Raw genomic sequence first — 19,106 nt, 5'->3', positions numbered from 1 at the left:
AGTTATACCTGGCCTTGTAAGAAGCTATCGATCTCGGCACGCCATGGAATGGACGGTTGCGCGCCAGGGCGAGTCACAGCAATCGCGGCAGCAGCATGAGCAAAGCGCACGGCTAAACCCATCGATTGGCCTTCCAATAGAGCAGTCAGTAATGCGCCATTGAACGTATCACCGGCAGCAATAGTATCCACCGCATCGACTTTGAACCCTGCGACTAATTTACCGTTGCCCTGTTCGCTGAGCCAGACACCACGACTGCCCAAGGTAATGATCACGGTAGCGATGCCTTTATCATGCAGAATTTGTGCTGCTTTCGCCGCATCATCATCCTGCTCAATATGAATGCCCGTTAAACGCTCAGCTTCGGTTTCATTCGGGGTAATCATATCCACCAGCGTTAACAGTTCATCGGGGAGCTCACGGGCCGGGGCCGGATTGAGAATCACCTGCGTCTGATGCTGTTTTGCCAGTTTAGCGGCGGCAATCACCGTATCGAGCGGGGATTCCAGCTGCATAAGGAGTGCATCGGCATCAATCACTTGCTGCTGATAGCGGCGAAGATATTCAGGTGTCACTGCCGAGTTAGCCCCAGCATTGATACCAATGACGTTTTCGCCTTCACCATTGACGAAAATCAGCGCCACGCCGGTAGTCGTTCCTGCAACCGCCTCAATAGGGGCAGTATCGATATTATCGCTGGCTAACTGCCGACGTACCCGTTCACCAATATCATCTTCACCCACACAGGCAATAAACGCGATTTTCGCCCCACTACGGCCAGCGGCAACAGCCTGATTAGCGCCTTTACCACCGAAAGCAACGTTATACTGCTTCCCGATCACCGTTTCACCCGGACGTGGAAACTGCTCAATATTCAGAATATGGTCGGCATTGATGCTTCCCAAGACCACCAGCTTACCCATCGTATTTATTCCTTTGTGAATGACGCCACCGCCCAGATTACCGCGACGGTGACGTAATGCCCTGCTTTTCTTCTTTTATTATTTGGTGACTAATTTCAAGTCAACTGGGATAACAGCTGGCACTTTTTCGCCTTTCAACACTTTGTCCGCAGTTTGGATGCCGATGACACCAATCTGGTCTGGGCGTTGAGCGATGGTAGCACCCAATTTTCCGCTCTCAACCGCTTTGATCCCATCGTCGGTGCCATCAAAACCGACCACTAGCACATCGGTTTTGCCCGCAGTTTGCAAGGCGCGCAGTGCACCCAGCGCCATTTCATCGTTCTGAGCAAATACCGCTTGTACAGTTGGATGCGCGGTCAGCAAGTTCTGCATGACGTTCAAACCCTTGGTGCGGTCAAAGTCAGCAGGCTGGCTGGCCAACAGCTGGAATTTGTTTTTTTCCATCGACTGCTTAAAGCCTTCGCCACGTTCACGAGCCGCAGAGGCTCCTGCAATCCCTTCCAGCTGAATAACTTTGGCATCACTACCCAATTTCTTGGCAATGAAGTCACCGGCCATTTTGCCGCCGAAACGGTTATCAGATGCCACGTGGCTCACCACGGTGCCGGCGTTAGCCAGACGATCAAGGGTGATGACCGGAATGTTCGCCTGATTAGCCATTTTCACCGCGTTACCCACCGCATCAGAGTCAGTTGGGTTAATCAGCAGTATTTTTGTGCCACGAACTGTTAAGTCCTGCACATTCGCTAGCTCTTTAGCTGGGTTGTTTTGTGAATCCAATACCACCAGGTTATAACCCAGCTTATCGGCTTCTTTTTGCGCACCGTCTTTCATTGAAACAAAGAATGGGTTATTTAGCGTGGAAACCACCAAGGCGATAGTGTCTTTTGCCAGCGCGTTAGCACTCACAGTCGCGCTCAATGCAACAACAGAGATCAAGGTAGCCAATTTCTTCATTTTCATGGTCACAATTCCTGTAGGGAGAGAGGTTATTTGCTGCTTTTGTTATCTACCAACACCGCAAGCAAAATAACCACTGCTTTGACGATCATTTGGTAGTAAGAGGAGACACCCAATAAATTTAAGCCGTTATTTAAGAAGCCGAGGATTAGCGCGCCGATCAGCGTGCCGACGATCCGCCCTTTCCCCCCAGCAAGACTGGTTCCGCCCAGAACCACCGCGGCGATTGCATCCAGTTCATAACCGGTACCGGCTGTGGGTTGTGCTGACGACAAACGGGCCACTTCGATAATCCCCGCCAGTGCCGCTAACAATCCACATAGTGAATAAACAATAATTTTAACTTTATCGACGCTGATACCAGAGAGCCGTGTGGCTGACTCATTACCGCCCAAGGCATAGATATAGCGGCCCAAACGGGTGTGGTGCAACATGTACCATGCGGCAATAAAGACGATAGCCATCAACCAGATAGGGGTTGGAATACCAAAAGGACGACCAATACCGAACCAGCCAAAGGTATCTGCCACCTCAGTAAAACCGGTATTGACCGGGCTACCATTGGTGTAAACCATGGTCACACCACGCAGTAACAGCATCATGACCAGAGTGGCGATAAACGCCTGCACTTTACCTTTGGCGACAATCACCCCGGTAATGCCGCCAATAAACGCCCCCAATGCCAATGCAGCAGCCACCGCTACCATGGCATTCACTTCTAAACCGACAATCGAGGCCGCCACCGCGCCAGTCAGCGCCAGTAATGACCCCACCGACAGATCAATGCCAGAAGTCAGGATAACCAGCGTCATCCCCACCGCCATAATGGCGTTGACGGAGGTCTGCTGGAGAATGTTAAACAGGTTATTCAGGGTGAAAAAGTTTGGGCTTAGTGACGAAACCACAGCAATCAGCACCAGCAGCGCAATCAGTGATTTTTGTTCTAATAACCATTCTTTGCTGAACCAGCGTTTTGTCTGGATCGTCTGGGAACTCATATCTGATTACTCCTGCTCACTAAGCTTTTGCTTATCAAAAGATTGCTTGCCAACGGCAGCTGCCATCAACACTTCTTGGGTCGCCTGTTCAATCGAGAACTCGCCGCTTAGCTGGCCTTCATGCATCACGAGAATACGGTCACTCATGCCGAGCACTTCCGGCATTTCGGAGGAGACCAGAATGATGCTCAGCCCTTCTTGCTTGAATTGGTTGATTAACTGGTAGATCTCTTTTTTAGCCCCGACGTCTACCCCGCGCGTGGGTTCATCGAGGATCAGCACTTTCGGACGGGTCATCAAGCCGCGCGCAATCGCGACTTTCTGTTGGTTACCGCCGGATAACAAACCAATCGGCTGTTCCATCGACGGCGTTTTGATATTAAATAAGCGAATGAAATCCGCGACCGCCAGTTGTTCATCTGCGTGCTTGAGCGAACCGCCCGCACGGCTGAAATAACGTAATGCCGTCAAAGACATATTCTCTTTCACTGACATTCCCAGCACTAAGCCATCCCGCTTACGGTCTTCAGAAATATAAACGATGCCGTTTGCCAAACCATCCTGCGGTGAATGGGTCACCACTTCGCGACCATCCAGCATAATAAAGCCGGACTTACGTGGCAGCGCACCGTAGATGATTTTCATCAGCTCAGTGCGACCTGCGCCCATCAAACCCGCCACGCCGAGGATCTCGCCACTGTACAGGGTAAAACTGACATTTTTCACGCCAGGGCCGCACAGCTGTTTGACCTGTAAACGTTTTTCGCCACGGGGTAAATTTAGACGCGGGTATTGCTCTTCTAATTTTCGGCCAACCATCATCTCAATCAGTGAGTTTTCCGTCAGCGCGTTAACCGGTTTTTCCGCGATAAACTGCCCATCGCGGAAGACGGTAACGTCGTCACAAATCTCAAAAATCTCTTTTAGCCGATGAGAGATATAAACAATGCCGCGACCTTCTGCTTTCAACTCGTTGATGACATTAAATAAAGAGGCGGTTTCGGTATCGGTTAAGGCGTCGGTTGGCTCATCCATGATGATGACTTTGGATTCAAAGCTCAGCACTTTGGCGATCTCCACCATCTGCTGATCACCAATGGAGAGCTCACCCACCAGCCGGTGGCTGCTGTAATGAATATTAAGGCGCGCCAGCAGTAAATCCGCTTCGGCATACATCTTTTTCCAGTCGATGCCGCCAAAGCGATTAACAAACTCGCGCCCTAAGAAGATATTTTCTGCAATGGTTAACTGCGGGATCAGGTTAAGTTCCTGATGAATAATGCCAATGCCCGCTTCCTGCGACGCTTTTGGCCCATTAAACACCACTTCTTGCCCCATGAAATGCTGACTGCCGGCATCCTTACTGTAGATGCCGGTCAGCACTTTCATCATGGTCGATTTTCCGGCCCCATTTTCGCCAACCAGTGCCATCACCCTGCCAGGATAGACACTGAGCGCCGCACCGGAGAGTGCTTTGACGCCGGGAAAGGCTTTATCAATCCCTTTCAGTTGCAGCAAAGGTTGCATAAATGCCTCAGAAGGTTACGCCGGAGCAAAGAATGATGTTAGCAAAGGGGGAACACTCCCCACTACGAATCACTGCCCGGCTTTGTTTGGTTTGCTCTTTAAAAGCTTCATGGCTGATATAGCGCAAAACAATTTGGTTTCCCTGGTGTTGCTCAAGTTGTGTTAACTGGGCGAGTAACGCTTCATGGAGTTGCGGATTATTTTTAACGATCTCCTCCGCAAGGTACGCACTCTCAACCTGCATTTCTTGCGTCACCACCTCAAGAACCTGGAGGAAACCAGGGACGCCTCGTGTCAGTGCCAGATCGATACGTGTGGTGGTTGCCGGTATGGGCAGCCCCGCATCACCTATCACAACCTGATCGGTATGACCCAAGCGGGAGATAACAGCGGAAATATCAGAATTCAGTAATGCGCCTTTTTTCATTTTCGACTCCAACAGCGAAACGTTTCGCTGATACTGAGTTTAGAAAAATGGCCGCAGAAGGCAAACTCAATTTGATGAAATTGTGATCGCCATCGAAACGTTTCGCTGCACAAAAGAAAAGTGGAAGTTATAGATGTGAAAAAGGCCGCTATGATTAACGGCCTTTCAGGTTAAATCTCTACCTGCGTCCCTAACTCAATGACTCGGTTAGGGGGGATTTCAAACTGATCCGCAGCGCGTAGCGCGTTACGGCTGAGGGCAATAAACAGCTTGCCGCGCAGGAACAGATACCATGGCCGCCGAGTCAGGATGAGCGACTCGTGGGACATAAAGAACGAGGTTTCCATCATCTGGCACGGCAAGCCTTCCAGACCGCAGCGATGGAAGATCTCCTCCACATTCGGCGTTTCGCGCCAACCATAACTCGCCACCACCCGCCAGAAGGTCGGCGAAAGCTGCTCGATGGTCACCCGCTTCACGTTGTGAACGTAAGGGGCGTCCTCGGTTCGCAATGTCAGTAAGACCACGCGCTCATGGAGCACTTTGTTATGTTTGAGGTTATGCAGTAGCGCGAAAGGAATCACATTCATTGCCCGCGACATATACACCGCAGTTCCAGTGACCCGCACGGGGGGTGATTTCTCCAACGACGCAATCATTGCTTCCAGTGAATGACCGTGTTCATGCATACGACGCAGCAATCCGAAACGTTCGCTCTTCCAGGTAGTCATGATGATAAACATCACCAGGCCCAGAGAGAGCGGCAACCAACCGCCGGAGAACAATTTCAATGCGTTGGCTGAAAACATCGGGATATCTATAATCAGCAAAACCACCAGCAAGCAACCGACAAAGGCGCGGTTCCAGTGCCAGTTTTTCAGCGCCACGGTGCAGAACAGAATACTGGTTATCACCATGGTTCCAGTGACCGCGATTCCATAAGCGGCCGCCAGATTACTGGAGCGCTCGAAGCCGACAATCACCAGCACCACCGCCAGATACAGAGTCCAATTAATAACCGGAATATAGATCTGGCCGGACTCCATTTCGGACGTATGGATAATGCGCATCGGTGGCAAATAACCTAACCGCACGGCTTGTCGAGTCAGTGAGAAGACACCAGAAATAACCGCTTGAGAGGCAATCACTGTCGCCAACGTCGCCAGAATTAGCAGTGGAATCAATGCCCAGTCAGGGGCTAACAAGAAGAAGGGGTTTTTGATGGCTTCTGGGTTTTTCAGCAGTAGTGCGCCCTGCCCAAAATAGTTCAGCACCAATGACGGTAAAACCACGGTAAACCACGCCAAGCGGATAGGGAATTTACCAAAGTGGCCCATATCGGCATACAGCGCTTCCACCCCAGTTATCGCCAGCACCACCGCGCCAAGGGCATAGAACGACACCGCTTTATATTCCGTAAAGAAACCGATCGCCCATTTGGGATTCAGCGCAGACAGAACTTCTGGATTGGCGATAATACTGCGTAGGCCCAACAGTGCGATGGTCAAAAACCATACCAGCATCACTGGGGCGAATAATTTACCGACGCTGCCGGTGCCGTGTTTTTGAATCACAAACAGCAGGGTTAACACCGCAATAGAGCAGGGGACAATATAGGGATCAAGTGCCGGTGCGGCAATTTCTAGCCCTTCGATAGCTGACATCACCGATATTGCTGGGGTGATGACCACCTCACCATAAAAGAAGCTGCCGCCTATCAACCCAAGAATGACCAGTATTGAGGTGGCTCGGGAAGACGTATTGCGCCCGGCCAAAGACATTAACGTTAAAATGCCCCCTTCACCGGCGTTATCCGCACGCATGACATAGGTCAGATATTTAACCGAGACGATCAGGATGAGCATCCAGAAAATCAGCGATAAAAAGCCAAACACCACATCCGGGCGGACATCAAAACCATAATGACCAGAAAAGCACTCTCTCAAGGTATAGAGCGGGCTGGTACCAATATCACCGTAAACCACCCCTATTGCTGCCAGGGTTACCGCCGATAAAGACTGTTTATGTTCTGTGCTCATAATTAATTTCTTTTTGCGAGAACATCCATAAGCTGATGCGGGCGTTAAAGAACCGCATTAGCCGACGCTGTATTCTTAATATGCCCATCAAAAGGCGCACAGTATGCACGATTTCAATGGATTGCCTACTCTTAAATAAGGCGACTAAAATACCCCAAAAAGGCCAACCACAAATCACTTATGACATAAAAATTCTACGAATCAACGAGCTATCCCATTAAGAAAAACAAGCTATCCCACTAAGAAAAAGAGGATTTATTCCCCTATATCAGGTAAAAATCAATCAACTAATGGAACATGTAGAGCAATTATGGCGCAATCATCGCAATTAGCAGAAAGAATCTCCCGCTTGAGCAGTGCCCTTGAAAGTGGTCTGTATGAAAGACAGGAAGCTATCCGCTTGTGTTTGCTGGCTGCGCTCAGTGGTGAGAGTGTATTCCTGCTCGGCCCGCCGGGCATTGCCAAAAGCTTAATTGCTCGCCGCCTGAAATTTGCCTTCCGCAATGCCAGAGCATTTGAATACCTGATGACCCGTTTTTCGACGCCAGAAGAGGTGTTTGGCCCACTCTCTATTCAGGCGCTGAAAGAAGAGGGGCGCTACCAGCGCATGACCGCCGGTTATCTGCCGGAAGCTGAAATCGTCTTTCTTGATGAAATCTGGAAAGCCGGCCCCGCCATCCTAAACACCTTGCTGACCGCCATTAACGAACGGCGTTTTCGTAATGGTGATCGGGAGGACAGCATCCCGATGCGCTTACTGGTGACCGCCTCCAACGAATTACCAGATGCGGACAGCAGTCTGGAAGCACTGTATGACCGCATGCTGATCCGCCTGTGGCTGGATCGCGTGCAAGAGAAGCAAAATTTTCGCTCATTACTGCTCAGCCGCCAAGATGAAAATCATAATCCAGTGGCCGAAAATCTCAGCATCAGCGATGACGAGTTTTATCAGTGGCAGCCGCTGATCGACAAAACCGCCTTACCCGATCACTGTTTTGAGCTTATTTTCCAGTTACGTCAACGGCTCAGTGCGCAAGAGCAAGCTCCTTATGTCTCTGATCGACGATGGAAAAAGGCACTACGCCTACTGCAAGCCAGCGCCTTTTTCAGTGGCCGAAATGAGGTGACGCCCATCGACTTAATTTTACTGAAAGATTGCCTGTGGCATGACCTTAGTTCCCTGAAGCTGCTACAACAACAGCTTGAGCAGCTGTTAACTGAGCAGGGATATCAGCAGCAAAATCTATTAATGAAGCTGCAACATATTCAAGGCCAATGGTTGCAGCACCAGCAGCAACAAAGTGACCATCAAGCGCTCACCGTGACCAAACAAAGCGGCATGTTTAGCCGTAAACCACAATATGGGCTGCCCGATTCACTCACCGAGAGCACGCTGACACTTTTGCTGCAAAAGCCCCTGACCTTACATGATATTCAGGTCAATCATCTGCAAATAGAGAAAGATGCGCTCGCTCAATGGTTGAACAAAGGGGGCGTGTTGCGGGCGAAATTAAATGGGGTCGGCTATGCCCACTCCATTGATGCAGAAATTGATGAGCAGCTTCATATCACGGTGCTAGATGTCAGCCGCCAGACATCGATACTGTCACAACCCGGCGTGGCGACAACCAGTGTGCCGCCAGAGTTGCTGGTGGCATTAACTGAACTGGATAATAGCCTGACCGAGCAACGGCGCTTATTCAGCCAGCATCAACCCTGCCTGTTCACGCCATCCGCTTGGCTGGCCAAAATAGAAGCCAGCTTGTTGCAGGTTGCAGATCAACTGAAGCAGCAACAACAAAAACTGCGCGGACATTGATCGATGCTCAGCCTGGCTACACTGGATCTGCTGCTATCAATAAGTGAAGGCGAGCTTATTGAAGAGATGGTGGTGGGATTACTGGCGTCACCACAACTGGCGCTATTCTTCGAAAAATTCCCGCGCATTAAGCGGGCGTTAATGAAGGATATCCCCGGCTGGAAGCAAAACTTGCAGCAGCGTATCCGTGAGGCAAAAGCGCCCCCCAGTCTGGCGAATGAGTTTGCTTTATACCAGCAGAGCCAGTTGGAGAGTAGTCCACTATTTTATGCCCACTTGCCGGATATCGTGGCACAGCTACAGCAAATGCATTCGCCCTTTGCGGTACAAGCGAACACATTGCTACAAAGCGCGGATCTAACGAGAAATCCGCAAACGGGCGATAGCCTGCAAGCCCTATTTTTACAGCGCTGGCGTGTCAGTCTGACACTACAAACCATCACTATTCACCACCAATTGCTGGAGCAAGAGCGAGAGCAACTGCTGGCTGAATTACAACAGCGATTGGCGCTCAGTGGTGCATTGGAACCGATATTGGCCACCAATGACGGTGCCGCTGGGCGGCTTTGGGATATGAGTCATAGCCATTTACAGCGCGGTGATTATCAATTGTTGCTGCAATACGGCGACTTTCTGCAACAACAACCGGAATTGCAGCAATTAGCCGAGCAACTGGGCCGCAGCCGCTCAGCCAAAGCACAACCTACACCAGATGCCCGCTATGAGCCTTACACTGTGATGGTACGCCAACCGGATACCGTGCCAGAAGAGGTTAGTGGTATTCATCAGAGCAATGATATTTTGCGATTGCTGCCCACTGAGCTGGTGATGTTGGGGATGAGTGAATTGGAGTTTGAGTTTTATCGCCGCTTGCTGGAACGGCGCTTGCTCACCTACCGCTTGCAGGGTGATAACTGGCAGGAAAAAACCTTACAACGGCCGGTCAGCCTTAAAAGCAACGACGAACAACCCCGTGGCCCATTTATCATTTGCGTTGATACCTCAGGCTCCATGGGGGGATTTAACGAGCAGTGCGCCAAGGCATTTTGTCTGGCACTGCTGCGTATTGCGCTGGCGGATAATCGCCGCTGCTACATCATGCTATTTGCCACTGAAATCATTCACTACGAGTTATCATCAGCCAGTGGCATCGAACAGGCGATTCGTTTTCTGAGTCAACATTTTAGTGGCGGTACTGATCTGGCAGCCTGCTTAGCCAGCACCCTCAGTAAAATGGAGGAGAGAGAGTGGTATGACGCTGACGCGGTGATCATTTCAGATTTTATTGCCCAACGCCTACCTGACGAATTAATTCGAAAGATAAAAATCCAGCAGCAAGCCCACCAGCACCGCTTTCATGCGGTGGCGATGTCAGCCTATGGCAAGCCCGGTATCATGCGTATTTTTGATCATATCTGGCGCTTTGATACCGGTTTGAAAAGCCGTTTAATGCGCCGCTGGAAGCGCTAATTTAGCAAGCCAGCACCCACATTAATCGACAACCCCAAGATCGTCATATTAAAAATGAAGGAGAGTACGGACTGCAATAATACGACGCGACGGATATCTGATGTGCCAGTGGAAACATCCGCAGTTTGCGAAGCCACGCCAATAGTGAATGAGAAATAAAGAAAATCCCAATAGGAAGGCGTGGTGATCTCTTTGGGAAAAAGAAGAGGGAGGATCGTCTCTGACTTATCCCGAGGCAGATAAAATAAGTGGGCATAATGCATGGTAAAAGCGGTCGGTAATAATAGCCACGACACCAACAACGTCATCCCCGTCAATATTAAGTGAAATGCCTTAGCTGAACCCGACAGCTGATTGGCAGTGCTCAATTCAAACAAAATCACCAGAATACTGGCCAGACACGCCATGCTGACAATACTCAGTACCATACTGGCACTTTCATCCTGTACCTTGGCTATCTTGCTGATTTTCGCTGGATTGGTCCGTAAAAGTTGCAGCCATAAAAAGAGTAAATAGAGCCAAGCTGAGACATTCCAGCTCACCATCAGACGCAGTAATAGCGTGTAATGCGTTGGCAGCAGGAAATAAGTGACAACTCCCGCACCAACGGAGAAAAGCAATCTTGGGCGGGCATGCAAATAGTGTTTAATGGGATGAATTAGGGCCATAACGTTAGCGACCTTGCATGTAGTGATATATAAAGAAGACATTATATGAGGCATGTCATTATGCCATCTACAGCATAGAGTAAAAACGGGCTAACATTAAAAACCCGCTATGCTTATGCAACAATAGCGGGTTGGGAAAATAGAGAGATATCAAACCTAAAAGTATTACAGTAGGCCAGCGACTTTCTCGCTAATTTCTGGCCCCCACACGCCACATTGAACCTGACCAATATGTTGCTGTTGCAGCAATAACATGACTAAGCGGGATTGACCGATACCACCACCGATAGTTTGCGGCATTTCGCCATTCAGCAGTGATTGGTGCCACTCCAGTTTCAGACGATCTTCATCAGCAGTCAGAGCCAACTGACGTTTCAGCGCTTCGGCGTCGACACGAATCCCCATGGATGAAATTTCAAAAGCGTCTTCCAGTACTGGGTTCCAGACAATAATGTCGCCGTTCAGCCCAGCAAAACCTTCCGCACTCGGCGACGTCCAGTCATCATAATCCGGTGCACGCACATCATGAGATTGACCATCAGCCAATTTGCCACCGATACCGATCAGAAATACCGCCCCCAACTCTTTGGCAATAGCACGTTCACGGCCTTTGGCATCCAAATCAGGGAAGCGAGAACGCAGGGTTTCGCTATGCACGAAGTGAATCTGTGCAGGTAAGAAAGGTTTGATATCGAATTCGGCGCTAACAGCGGCTTCCGTCTCTTTTATGGCGGCATAAATTTTGTTAACGGTGGACTTCAGGTACGCTAGGTTACGTTCGCCGTCACCCATTACGCGCTCCCAGTCCCACTGATCAACATACACCGAGTGAATAGCACTTAGGCGATCTTCATCAGGGCGTAATGCTTTCATATGGGTGTACAGACCTTGGTCAGCACCAAAATCGAAGCGACCTAAGGTTTTGCGTTTCCATTTAGCTAATGAATGTACAACTTCAAAAGTAGCATCTGGCAAGGTTTTCACTTTGACCTGAACCGCTTTTTCTGAACCGGAAAGGTTATCTTGGGTGCCATCGCCTACGCGGCTCAGAATAGGTGCCTGAACTTCAATCAGACCCAGTTGTTGTTCCAACTGGCGAGAAAAGAAAGATTTTACGAAGCTGATTTGTTGTTGTTTTTGGATAAATTGTTTTTTCATTGCCGTTATCTCAATTCGTTATTGTTTATCATGCAAATTAGGTTGTGCCGTTTGGCTTGTCATCGATTAAGCAACAGAATGAGCACTAAATTCAATATCCAATAACAAATATTGCCTTTTCACTTTTAATCATTCATTTTTATGGCGCTATAATTAAATAATCGATAAAAAAAGGGGGCTAATATGAGTGAAATTTATCAAATCGATAATCTCGATCGCGGCATCCTAAACGCATTAATGGAAAATGCGCGCACACCTTACGCTGAATTGGCGAAAAACTTTGGTGTCAGCCCAGGCACCATTCATGTGCGGGTGGAGAAAATGCGTCAGGCAGGAATCATCACCGCGGCTTGCGTTCACGTTAATCCAAAACAGCTGGGTTATGACGTGTGCTGCTTTATCGGCATTATCTTGAAAAGTGCGAAGGACTACCCGTCAGCGCTGAAAAAACTGGAAAGTTTAGAAGAAGTTGTCGAGGCGTATTACACAACGGGTCATTACAGCATCTTTATTAAGGTGATGTGTAAATCGATAGATGCGCTCCAACAAGTACTTATCAACAAGATCCAGACTATCGATGAGATCCAATCAACTGAGACGCTAATCTCCCTGCAAAACCCCATAATGCGTACCATTGTGCCTTAAACCTTAAATAACTATACCCACATTATCCACAGGTAGATCCCAGCTGATTCACAGCGTACAATACCGGCTCATTACTTCGGTTGGGTTCTTTATGGCTGACATTACCTTGATCAGTGGCAGTACGCTCGGCAGTGCTGAATACGTTGCTGAACATTTAGCTGAGAAATTAGAAGAAGCGGGTTTCACCACAGAAACGCTTCATGGTCCTGAATTAGACGAACTGACACTTAATGGTATGTGGTTAATTGTCACATCAACTCATGGCGCAGGCGATCTCCCAGATAACCTTCAACCATTATTAGAAAAAATCGAAGAACAGAAACCGGATCTCTCTCAAGTTCGCTTTGGTGCTGTTGGTTTGGGCAGTTCTGAATATGACACTTTTTGCGGTGCTGTAAGACAATTGGATCAACAGTTGATCCTTCGAGGAGCAAAAAGGTTGGGTGATATTTTAGAAATTGACGTCATTCAACATGAGATACCGGAGGATCCAGCAGAGGTTTGGGTTAAAAATTGGATTAATTTACTCTAATTTGCTTAAAGATCACGCGAACGAATGTGTATAAGTATGCTTGAAAGCAGGGTAAAACCAGTACATATCCACATAACAACCTTGTGACCTCAAAGTGCCTGTGCATAACATGCCATTTAGATCCCAGCTTATACGCAATAGGATCACCGATCATTCACAGCAATCGATCGTCCTTAATCCTATGATCTTTCATGTGAATAAGCACTTATCCACAGAGGATCAGGATCCTAATAAGAGATCTAATAAAGAGATCTTTAAATAAAAAGATCTTCTTTTAATTAAGGGGGATCCTAAGCTACTTGGTCGATCGTCTAAACTTGAGTAGAATCCCCCACCCTAGGGCAAACACAGAAATTCGCATAACGGCGAGGTGCAGTACCATGTTTTATCCAGATCAATTTGACGTCATCATCATTGGTGGTGGCCATGCCGGCACGGAAGCTGCAATGGCAGCGGCACGCATGGGACGTCAGACCTTATTGCTGACGCATAACATCGACACACTGGGACAGATGTCTTGTAACCCAGCGATCGGCGGTATCGGTAAGGGACATTTGGTCAAAGAGATCGATGCTCTAGGCGGCCTGATGGCGAAAGCAACCGACCTCGCCGGGATTCAGTTTAGGATACTAAACGCCAGCAAAGGGCCAGCGGTAAGAGCGACCCGTGCTCAAGCTGACCGCGTCCTGTATCGCCAAGCAGTTCGTACTGCACTCGAAAATCAGCCTAACTTGATGATCTTCCAGCAACCGGTAGAAGATCTGATTGTTGAAAATGATCGCGTTGTTGGTGCGATTACTAAAATGGGCCTGAAATTTCGCGCTAAAGCGGTGGTTCTCACCGTCGGTACTTTCCTTGATGGCAAAATTCACATTGGGCTGGAAAACTACAGCGGTGGTCGAGCTGGTGATCCACCGTCAATCTCATTGTCACAGCGTCTACGAGAATTACCGTTACGAGTCAATCGCCTGAAGACGGGTACACCACCGCGTATTGATGCACGAACAATCGATTTTAGCCAGTTAGCCCCTCAGTTGGGCGATACGCCAATTCCAGTTTTCTCCTTCCTCGGCAATGCTGAGCAGCATCCTGAGCAGATGGCGTGTCACATCACCTACACCAATGAAAAAACGCATGAAGTGATCCGCAATAACCTGGATCGTAGCCCAATGTATGCTGGGATCATTGAAGGGATCGGGCCGCGATACTGCCCATCGATCGAAGACAAAGTGATGCGCTTTGCCGATCGTAATTCACATCAGATCTTCCTTGAACCAGAAGGTTTGACCAGTAATGAGATCTACCCGAACGGTATTTCGACCAGTTTGCCTTTCGATGTCCAGATGCAAATTGTTCGTTCGATGAAAGGGCTGGAAAATGCACGCATCGTTCGGCCAGGCTATGCCATTGAGTATGATTTCTTCGATCCACGTGATTTGAAACCGACACTGGAGAGCAAATATATTCATGGTCTGTTCTTTGCTGGGCAAATCAATGGCACTACCGGCTATGAGGAAGCTGCGGCTCAAGGGCTGCTTGCGGGGCTTAATGCGGGCCGTTTCGCTAACGATGAAGATGGATGGTCACCTCGTCGCGATGAAGCTTACCTTGGCGTGCTGGTGGACGATTTAAGCACCTTGGGAACCAAAGAACCCTATCGCATGTTTACCTCACGGGCTGAATATCGCTTGATGTTACGTGAAGATAACGCGGATTTACGCCTGACTGAGATGGGCCGTAAATTGGGGCTGGTTGATGATGCTCGCTGGGCACATTTCAGCAAAAAAATTGAGCAAATCGAAAAAGAACGCCAGCGTCTGCGTGATATTTGGGTACATCCTCACTCCGAGAACGTATCTGAGATCAATGCGTTGCTGAAAGCGCCGTTGTCAAAAGAAGCCAATGGTGAAGAATTACTGCGCCGCCCTGAAATTGACTACCGCTTGTTGACGACCTTACCCTCTTTCGGCCCGGCATTAACGGATCCTCAAGCTGCGGATCAAGTTGAAATTCAGGTCAAATATGAAGGTTATATTGCCCGTCAGCAGGAAGAAATTGAAAAACAGCTACGCAATGAGAACACGCTATTGCCAGCGGATCTTGATTATCAACAAGTGTCTGGGCTGTCGAATGAAGTCATCGCTAAGCTGAATGATCATAAACCTAACTCGATCGGGCAAGCTTCGCGCATTTCGGGAATCACCCCAGCGGCCATCTCTATTTTGTTAGTTTGGCTGAAAAAACAGGGGTTGTTACGCCGCAGTGCATAACAATCAGATTTGGCTGTGCTGCGAAAGATAGACAGCACGGCCGATTATGCTCGATTTTCAGACCACAACTAACGATTCAAACTACTGCTAAGCTAGATTATCATTCCTCGTATTGGCCCTTTACATGCTGACTAAACACTTTTTGGTCAGGGGAAATTGTTGTGTTAAAAAAATTAAATTCTCTACTCAACGCCGCAGATATTGAGTTACCCGATCAGCAAAAATTACAGCTGATAGGCTATGTGGAACTGCTGCATAAGTGGAACAAAGCCTATAATCTGACTTCTGTTCGTGATCCACAGCAAATGTTGGTCCGGCATATTCTGGACAGCATTGTGGTTAATCCACACTTGCAAGGTAGCCGGTTTATCGATGTTGGCACCGGTCCAGGACTTCCTGGTATCCCACTGGCCATTGTGCGTCCTGACGCGCATTTTACGTTGCTCGATAGTCTGGGTAAGCGCGTGCGCTTTCTCCGCCAAGTACAGCACGAATTAGGCTTAAGCAATATCGAGCCAGTACAAAGCCGGGTTGAGGAGTTCGCCGCACAACTGCCATTCGATGGCGTAATAAGCCGTGCATTTGCATCACTACAGGATATGCTGTCTTGGTGTCACCATCTGCCAGCTAAACCTGAAGGGCGTTTTTATGCGCTTAAAGGGGTAAGGCCTGATGATGAATTAGTGACACTGCCCGCTGGAATAGCCCTTGAGTCGGTTGTGCGATTGCAAGTGCCTGAGTTGGAAGGTGAGCGTCATCTGGTCATTCTTAAGTCAAACTAACTTTGCTATTTATCAAAAAAATGTAATAAATCCTTAGTGGGCTACCGTACATTTATCTGATTTATTGTTTTCAATGTTGGTGAGTATTTATTCTCTTACTCTCGTTTGGATCGATTATATTTCACGTGTTGTTTACAAAATCAGCAGTAACATGTGGTATGACTATATTGAAAGCGGTCAAATAATAACTTTAGTCATTACTTTACTCACACATGGCCTCTTTTTATGTATCCATACTGTTACAAGAATATAATCGGAAATGTCAATGGGACGTTTTTACTAAGTAGCTAGGTTGTTCGATAATGTTTTAATTTTAACATTATGATTTATAAAAGTTTTAATGGCTCTTTTCGTTAAAGACAAAGTGAAGCTTTATGGGATATAAATCTGTTTTGTTTTAAGTTATGTGATCGATACGACGATTTATTGATAATGGTTGGAATCGTCAGACAAATAAATGAGATATTTATTCCGAGGCTTTTCTTGTGAAAATAGCCGTAAAGAATAAAATTTAAATAATTGTTCACCTTTTCGCTACTTATCGATTGAATTCGTTTGAGTGGCCCGTATAATTTGCTCGTTTTTTGCTGCTTGACTCAGTGGGGTAAAAAGCAGTTTTATACCTCACTCAGCATACCCTTAGTGTGGTTCAGAGAGAACAAACGTCATGCCTGTGTCCCTTTACAGTGGGAAAATTGCACGAAAGTTGCTGTTACTGCAGTTAATGACTTTTGTTGTTCTCAGCGCTGCTTTTGGTTTTAAAAGCCTGGAATGGAGTGCTTCTGCTCTGGCAGGAGGGCTGGCAGCCTGGTTGCCCAGCGTGATGTTTATGTTGTTTGCTTGCCGCCATCAAGTAGACACAGCTGCTCCAGGTCGTGTTGCGTGGTCGTTTGCCATTGGCGAAGGGTTAAAAGTTATCGTGACGATAATTTTGCTGATTGTGGCATTAGGGCTGTTTAAAGCAGCATTTGCCCCACTTGGCTTAACCTATTTAGCGGTGCTGATTGTGCAGATATTGGCACCGGCCGTGATTAGCGGCTACCGTACTTAACAGTTATCGTATTTAGCGGTTATCGCATTTAACTACAAAAGGGTAAGAGGCATCATGTCTGCATCAGGAGAAATCTCTACTCCAAGGGACTACATAGGACACCACCTGAATAACCTTCAGTTGGACCTGCGTACCTTTGAGTTGGTCAATCCCCACTCACCTGGCCCTGCAACGTTCTGGACGTTGAACATTGACTCTTTGTTCTTCTCTGTCGTGCTGGGGTTAGCTTTTCTGTTTGTATTCCGCAAAGTTGCGGCGGGTGCCACCAGTGGTGTACCTGGCAAATTGCAGACAGCTGTTGAGCTAATTATCGGTTTTGTCGATAACAGTGTTCGGGATATGTACCACGGCAAAAGTAAAGTCATCGCACCATTAGCCCTGACCGTGTTTGTTTGGGTTTTATTGATGAACATGATGGACTTACTGCCAATCGATTTACTGCCTTACATCGGCGAGCATGTCTTTGGATTACCAGCACTGCGTGTGGTTCCTACTGCTGACGTGAGCATTACCTTGTCCATGGCATTGGGTGTATTCATCCTGATCCTGTTCTATAGCATTAAAATGAAAGGTGTAGGCGGTTTCGTAAAAGAATTAACTATGCAGCCGTTCAATCACCCGATATTTATTCCAGTTAACTTAATTCTGGAAGGTGTCAGCCTGCTGTCCAAACCGGTTTCACTCGGTCTGCGACTGTTCGGCAACATGTATGCGGGTGAGTTGATCTTCATCCTGATTGCTGGCCTGTTGCCGTGGTGGTCACAGTGGATGCTCAGTTTACCTTGGGCTATCTTCCACATACTGATTATTACGTTACAAGCCTTTATCTTCATGGTTCTGACGATTGTCTATCTGTCGATGGCGTCCGAAGAGCACTGATTTTCTTAATATACTCTAAATAATTCGAGTTGCAGGAAGGCGGCAACTGAGCGAATCCCGAAGAGCTTACATAGGTAAGTGACTGGGGTGAACGAAGGAAGCCAACGCACAGGCAGCTTGAAGTATGACGTGTATAAACACTACTACGTTTAACTGAAATAACTGGAGACTGTCATGGAAAACCTGAATATGGATCTGCTGTACATGGCTGCCGCTATAATGATGGGTTTAGCGGCAATCGGTGCTGCGATCGGTATCGGCATCCTGGGTGGTAAATTTTTGGAAGGCGCTGCACGTCAGCCTGACCTGATTCCTCTGCTGCGTACACAGTTCTTTATCGTCATGGGCCTGGTTGACGCCATCCCTATGATCGCTGTTGGTCTGGGCCTGTACGTGATGTTTGCTGTCGCGTAAGTAGAGTTTTCTCTACTGTGAAACTACACCAAACTATTAACTTTGAAAGAGGCATTGTGCTGTGAATCTTAACGCAACAATCCTCGGCCAGGCCATCGCGTTTGTCCTGTTTGTCCTGTTTTGTATGAAGTACATATGGCCGCCGATTATGGCTGCCATTGAGAAGCGTCAAAAAGAAATTGCTGACGGTCTCTCTTCTGCAGAGCGTGCCAAAAAAGATTTGGACTTAGCGCAAGCCAATGCGACCGACCAACTGAAGAAAGCTAAAGCAGAAGCACAGGTGATCATTGAGCAGGCAAGTAAACGCAAAGCTCAGATCCTTGATGAAGCTAAAGTAGAAGCTGAACAGGAACGTAACAAAATCGTGGCGCAAGCGCAGGCAGAGATCGACGCCGAACGTAAGCGCGCTCGTGAAGAGTTGCGTAAGCAAGTCGCGATGTTGGCTATAGCTGGCGCCGAGAAGATCATCGAACGTTCCGTGGATGAAGCTGCTAACAGCGACATCGTTGATAAACTGGTCGCTGAACTGTAAGGAGGGAGG

General features: G+C 48.1%; 18 protein-coding genes. 10 read left to right on the top strand and 8 right to left on the bottom strand.

The window, feature by feature from the left end; all coding sequences use genetic code 11:
• Positions 1 to 2 precede the first annotated feature (2 nt).
• The 6 genes from rbsK to kup form a co-directional block, all read right to left on the bottom strand.
• Positions 3 to 923 (bottom strand): ribokinase, encoded by a 921-nt coding sequence (gene rbsK / locus ACZ76_RS09100; RefSeq protein ID WP_048618661.1) that lies wholly within the window; start codon positions 921 to 923, stop codon positions 3 to 5.
• Positions 924 to 1,001: 78 nt separating this feature from the next.
• Positions 1,002 to 1,889, bottom strand: coding sequence for a ribose ABC transporter substrate-binding protein RbsB (gene rbsB / locus ACZ76_RS09095; RefSeq protein WP_048618659.1), 888 nt, complete (start codon positions 1,887 to 1,889; stop codon positions 1,002 to 1,004).
• A 26-nt stretch (positions 1,890 to 1,915) separates the two neighbouring features.
• Complete coding sequence (gene rbsC / locus ACZ76_RS09090) at positions 1,916 to 2,884, bottom strand: ribose ABC transporter permease (RefSeq protein WP_004875733.1); 969 nt, start codon at positions 2,882 to 2,884, stop codon at positions 1,916 to 1,918.
• Between the two features lie 6 nt (positions 2,885 to 2,890).
• Positions 2,891 to 4,411, bottom strand: coding sequence for a ribose ABC transporter ATP-binding protein RbsA (gene rbsA / locus ACZ76_RS09085; RefSeq protein ID WP_048618657.1), 1,521 nt, complete (start codon positions 4,409 to 4,411; stop codon positions 2,891 to 2,893).
• 7 nt (positions 4,412 to 4,418) lie between these two features.
• Complete coding sequence (gene rbsD / locus ACZ76_RS09080) at positions 4,419 to 4,838, bottom strand: D-ribose pyranase (protein ID WP_004875731.1); 420 nt, start codon at positions 4,836 to 4,838, stop codon at positions 4,419 to 4,421.
• Positions 4,839 to 5,008: 170 nt separating this feature from the next.
• Positions 5,009 to 6,877, bottom strand: coding sequence for a low affinity potassium transporter Kup (gene kup / locus ACZ76_RS09075; RefSeq protein WP_048618655.1), 1,869 nt, complete (start codon positions 6,875 to 6,877; stop codon positions 5,009 to 5,011).
• Positions 6,878 to 7,187: 310 nt separating this feature from the next.
• On the opposite strand from kup, the gene ravA reads away from it, so the two are divergent.
• On the top strand, positions 7,188 to 8,696 hold the full coding sequence (gene ravA, locus ACZ76_RS09070) for an ATPase RavA (protein WP_048618653.1): 1,509 nt from the start codon (positions 7,188 to 7,190) through the stop codon (positions 8,694 to 8,696).
• A gap of 3 nt (positions 8,697 to 8,699) precedes the next feature.
• Positions 8,700 to 10,166 carry an ATPase RavA stimulator ViaA gene (viaA, locus tag ACZ76_RS09065; RefSeq protein WP_048618651.1) on the top strand — a complete coding sequence of 489 codons (1,467 nt, stop codon included), beginning with the start codon at positions 8,700 to 8,702 and terminating at the stop codon, positions 10,164 to 10,166.
• On the opposite strand, the gene ACZ76_RS09060 is transcribed toward viaA, so the two are convergent.
• The gene (locus ACZ76_RS09060) at positions 10,163 to 10,834 is read right to left on the bottom strand and encodes a DUF1345 domain-containing protein (RefSeq protein ID WP_048618649.1); all 672 of its coding nucleotides are present in this window, start codon (positions 10,832 to 10,834) and stop codon (positions 10,163 to 10,165) included. The two genes, viaA and ACZ76_RS09060, sit on opposite strands and share 4 nt — an antisense overlap.
• A 165-nt stretch (positions 10,835 to 10,999) precedes the next feature.
• On the bottom strand, positions 11,000 to 11,992 hold the full coding sequence (gene asnA, locus ACZ76_RS09055; RefSeq protein WP_048618647.1) for an aspartate--ammonia ligase: 993 nt from the start codon (positions 11,990 to 11,992) through the stop codon (positions 11,000 to 11,002).
• 183 nt (positions 11,993 to 12,175) lie between these two features.
• Here asnA and asnC point away from each other — a divergent pair, with 183 nt between their 5' ends.
• From asnC to atpF, 8 genes are all read left to right on the top strand, one after another.
• On the top strand, positions 12,176 to 12,637 hold the full coding sequence (asnC, locus tag ACZ76_RS09050; protein WP_005161192.1) for a transcriptional regulator AsnC: 462 nt from the start codon (positions 12,176 to 12,178) through the stop codon (positions 12,635 to 12,637).
• Between the two features lie 91 nt (positions 12,638 to 12,728).
• Entirely contained in the window at positions 12,729 to 13,169 is a 441-nt protein-coding gene (mioC, locus tag ACZ76_RS09045; protein WP_048618644.1) for an FMN-binding protein MioC, read from the top strand.
• A 380-nt stretch (positions 13,170 to 13,549) separates the two neighbouring features.
• Positions 13,550 to 15,439 (top strand): tRNA uridine-5-carboxymethylaminomethyl(34) synthesis enzyme MnmG, encoded by a 1,890-nt coding sequence (mnmG, locus tag ACZ76_RS09040; RefSeq protein ID WP_048618642.1) that lies wholly within the window; start codon positions 13,550 to 13,552, stop codon positions 15,437 to 15,439.
• 161 nt (positions 15,440 to 15,600) lie between these two features.
• Positions 15,601 to 16,221, top strand: coding sequence for a 16S rRNA (guanine(527)-N(7))-methyltransferase RsmG (gene rsmG, locus ACZ76_RS09035; RefSeq protein ID WP_048618640.1), 621 nt, complete (start codon positions 15,601 to 15,603; stop codon positions 16,219 to 16,221).
• Between the two features lie 667 nt (positions 16,222 to 16,888).
• A complete protein-coding gene (gene atpI, locus ACZ76_RS09030; protein WP_048618638.1) occupies positions 16,889 to 17,272 on the top strand; it encodes a F0F1 ATP synthase subunit I in 384 nt (127 codons plus the stop codon).
• Positions 17,273 to 17,326: 54 nt separating this feature from the next.
• The gene (atpB, locus tag ACZ76_RS09025) at positions 17,327 to 18,151 is read left to right on the top strand and encodes a F0F1 ATP synthase subunit A (protein WP_005161179.1); all 825 of its coding nucleotides are present in this window, start codon (positions 17,327 to 17,329) and stop codon (positions 18,149 to 18,151) included.
• A gap of 174 nt (positions 18,152 to 18,325) precedes the next feature.
• Positions 18,326 to 18,565 carry a F0F1 ATP synthase subunit C gene (gene atpE, locus ACZ76_RS09020; RefSeq protein WP_004393045.1) on the top strand — a complete coding sequence of 80 codons (240 nt, stop codon included), beginning with the start codon at positions 18,326 to 18,328 and terminating at the stop codon, positions 18,563 to 18,565.
• Positions 18,566 to 18,626: 61 nt separating this feature from the next.
• Positions 18,627 to 19,097, top strand: coding sequence for a F0F1 ATP synthase subunit B (atpF, locus tag ACZ76_RS09015; protein WP_048618636.1), 471 nt, complete (start codon positions 18,627 to 18,629; stop codon positions 19,095 to 19,097).
• The last annotated feature ends 9 nt before the right edge of the window (positions 19,098 to 19,106 follow it).

The sequence above is a fragment of the Yersinia aleksiciae genome (assembly GCF_001047675.1).
Lineage (GTDB): Bacteria > Pseudomonadota > Gammaproteobacteria > Enterobacterales > Enterobacteriaceae > Yersinia > Yersinia aleksiciae.
The sequence above is the reverse complement of the archived record's forward strand: the minus strand, read 5'-3'. Positions and strand labels throughout refer to the sequence as shown.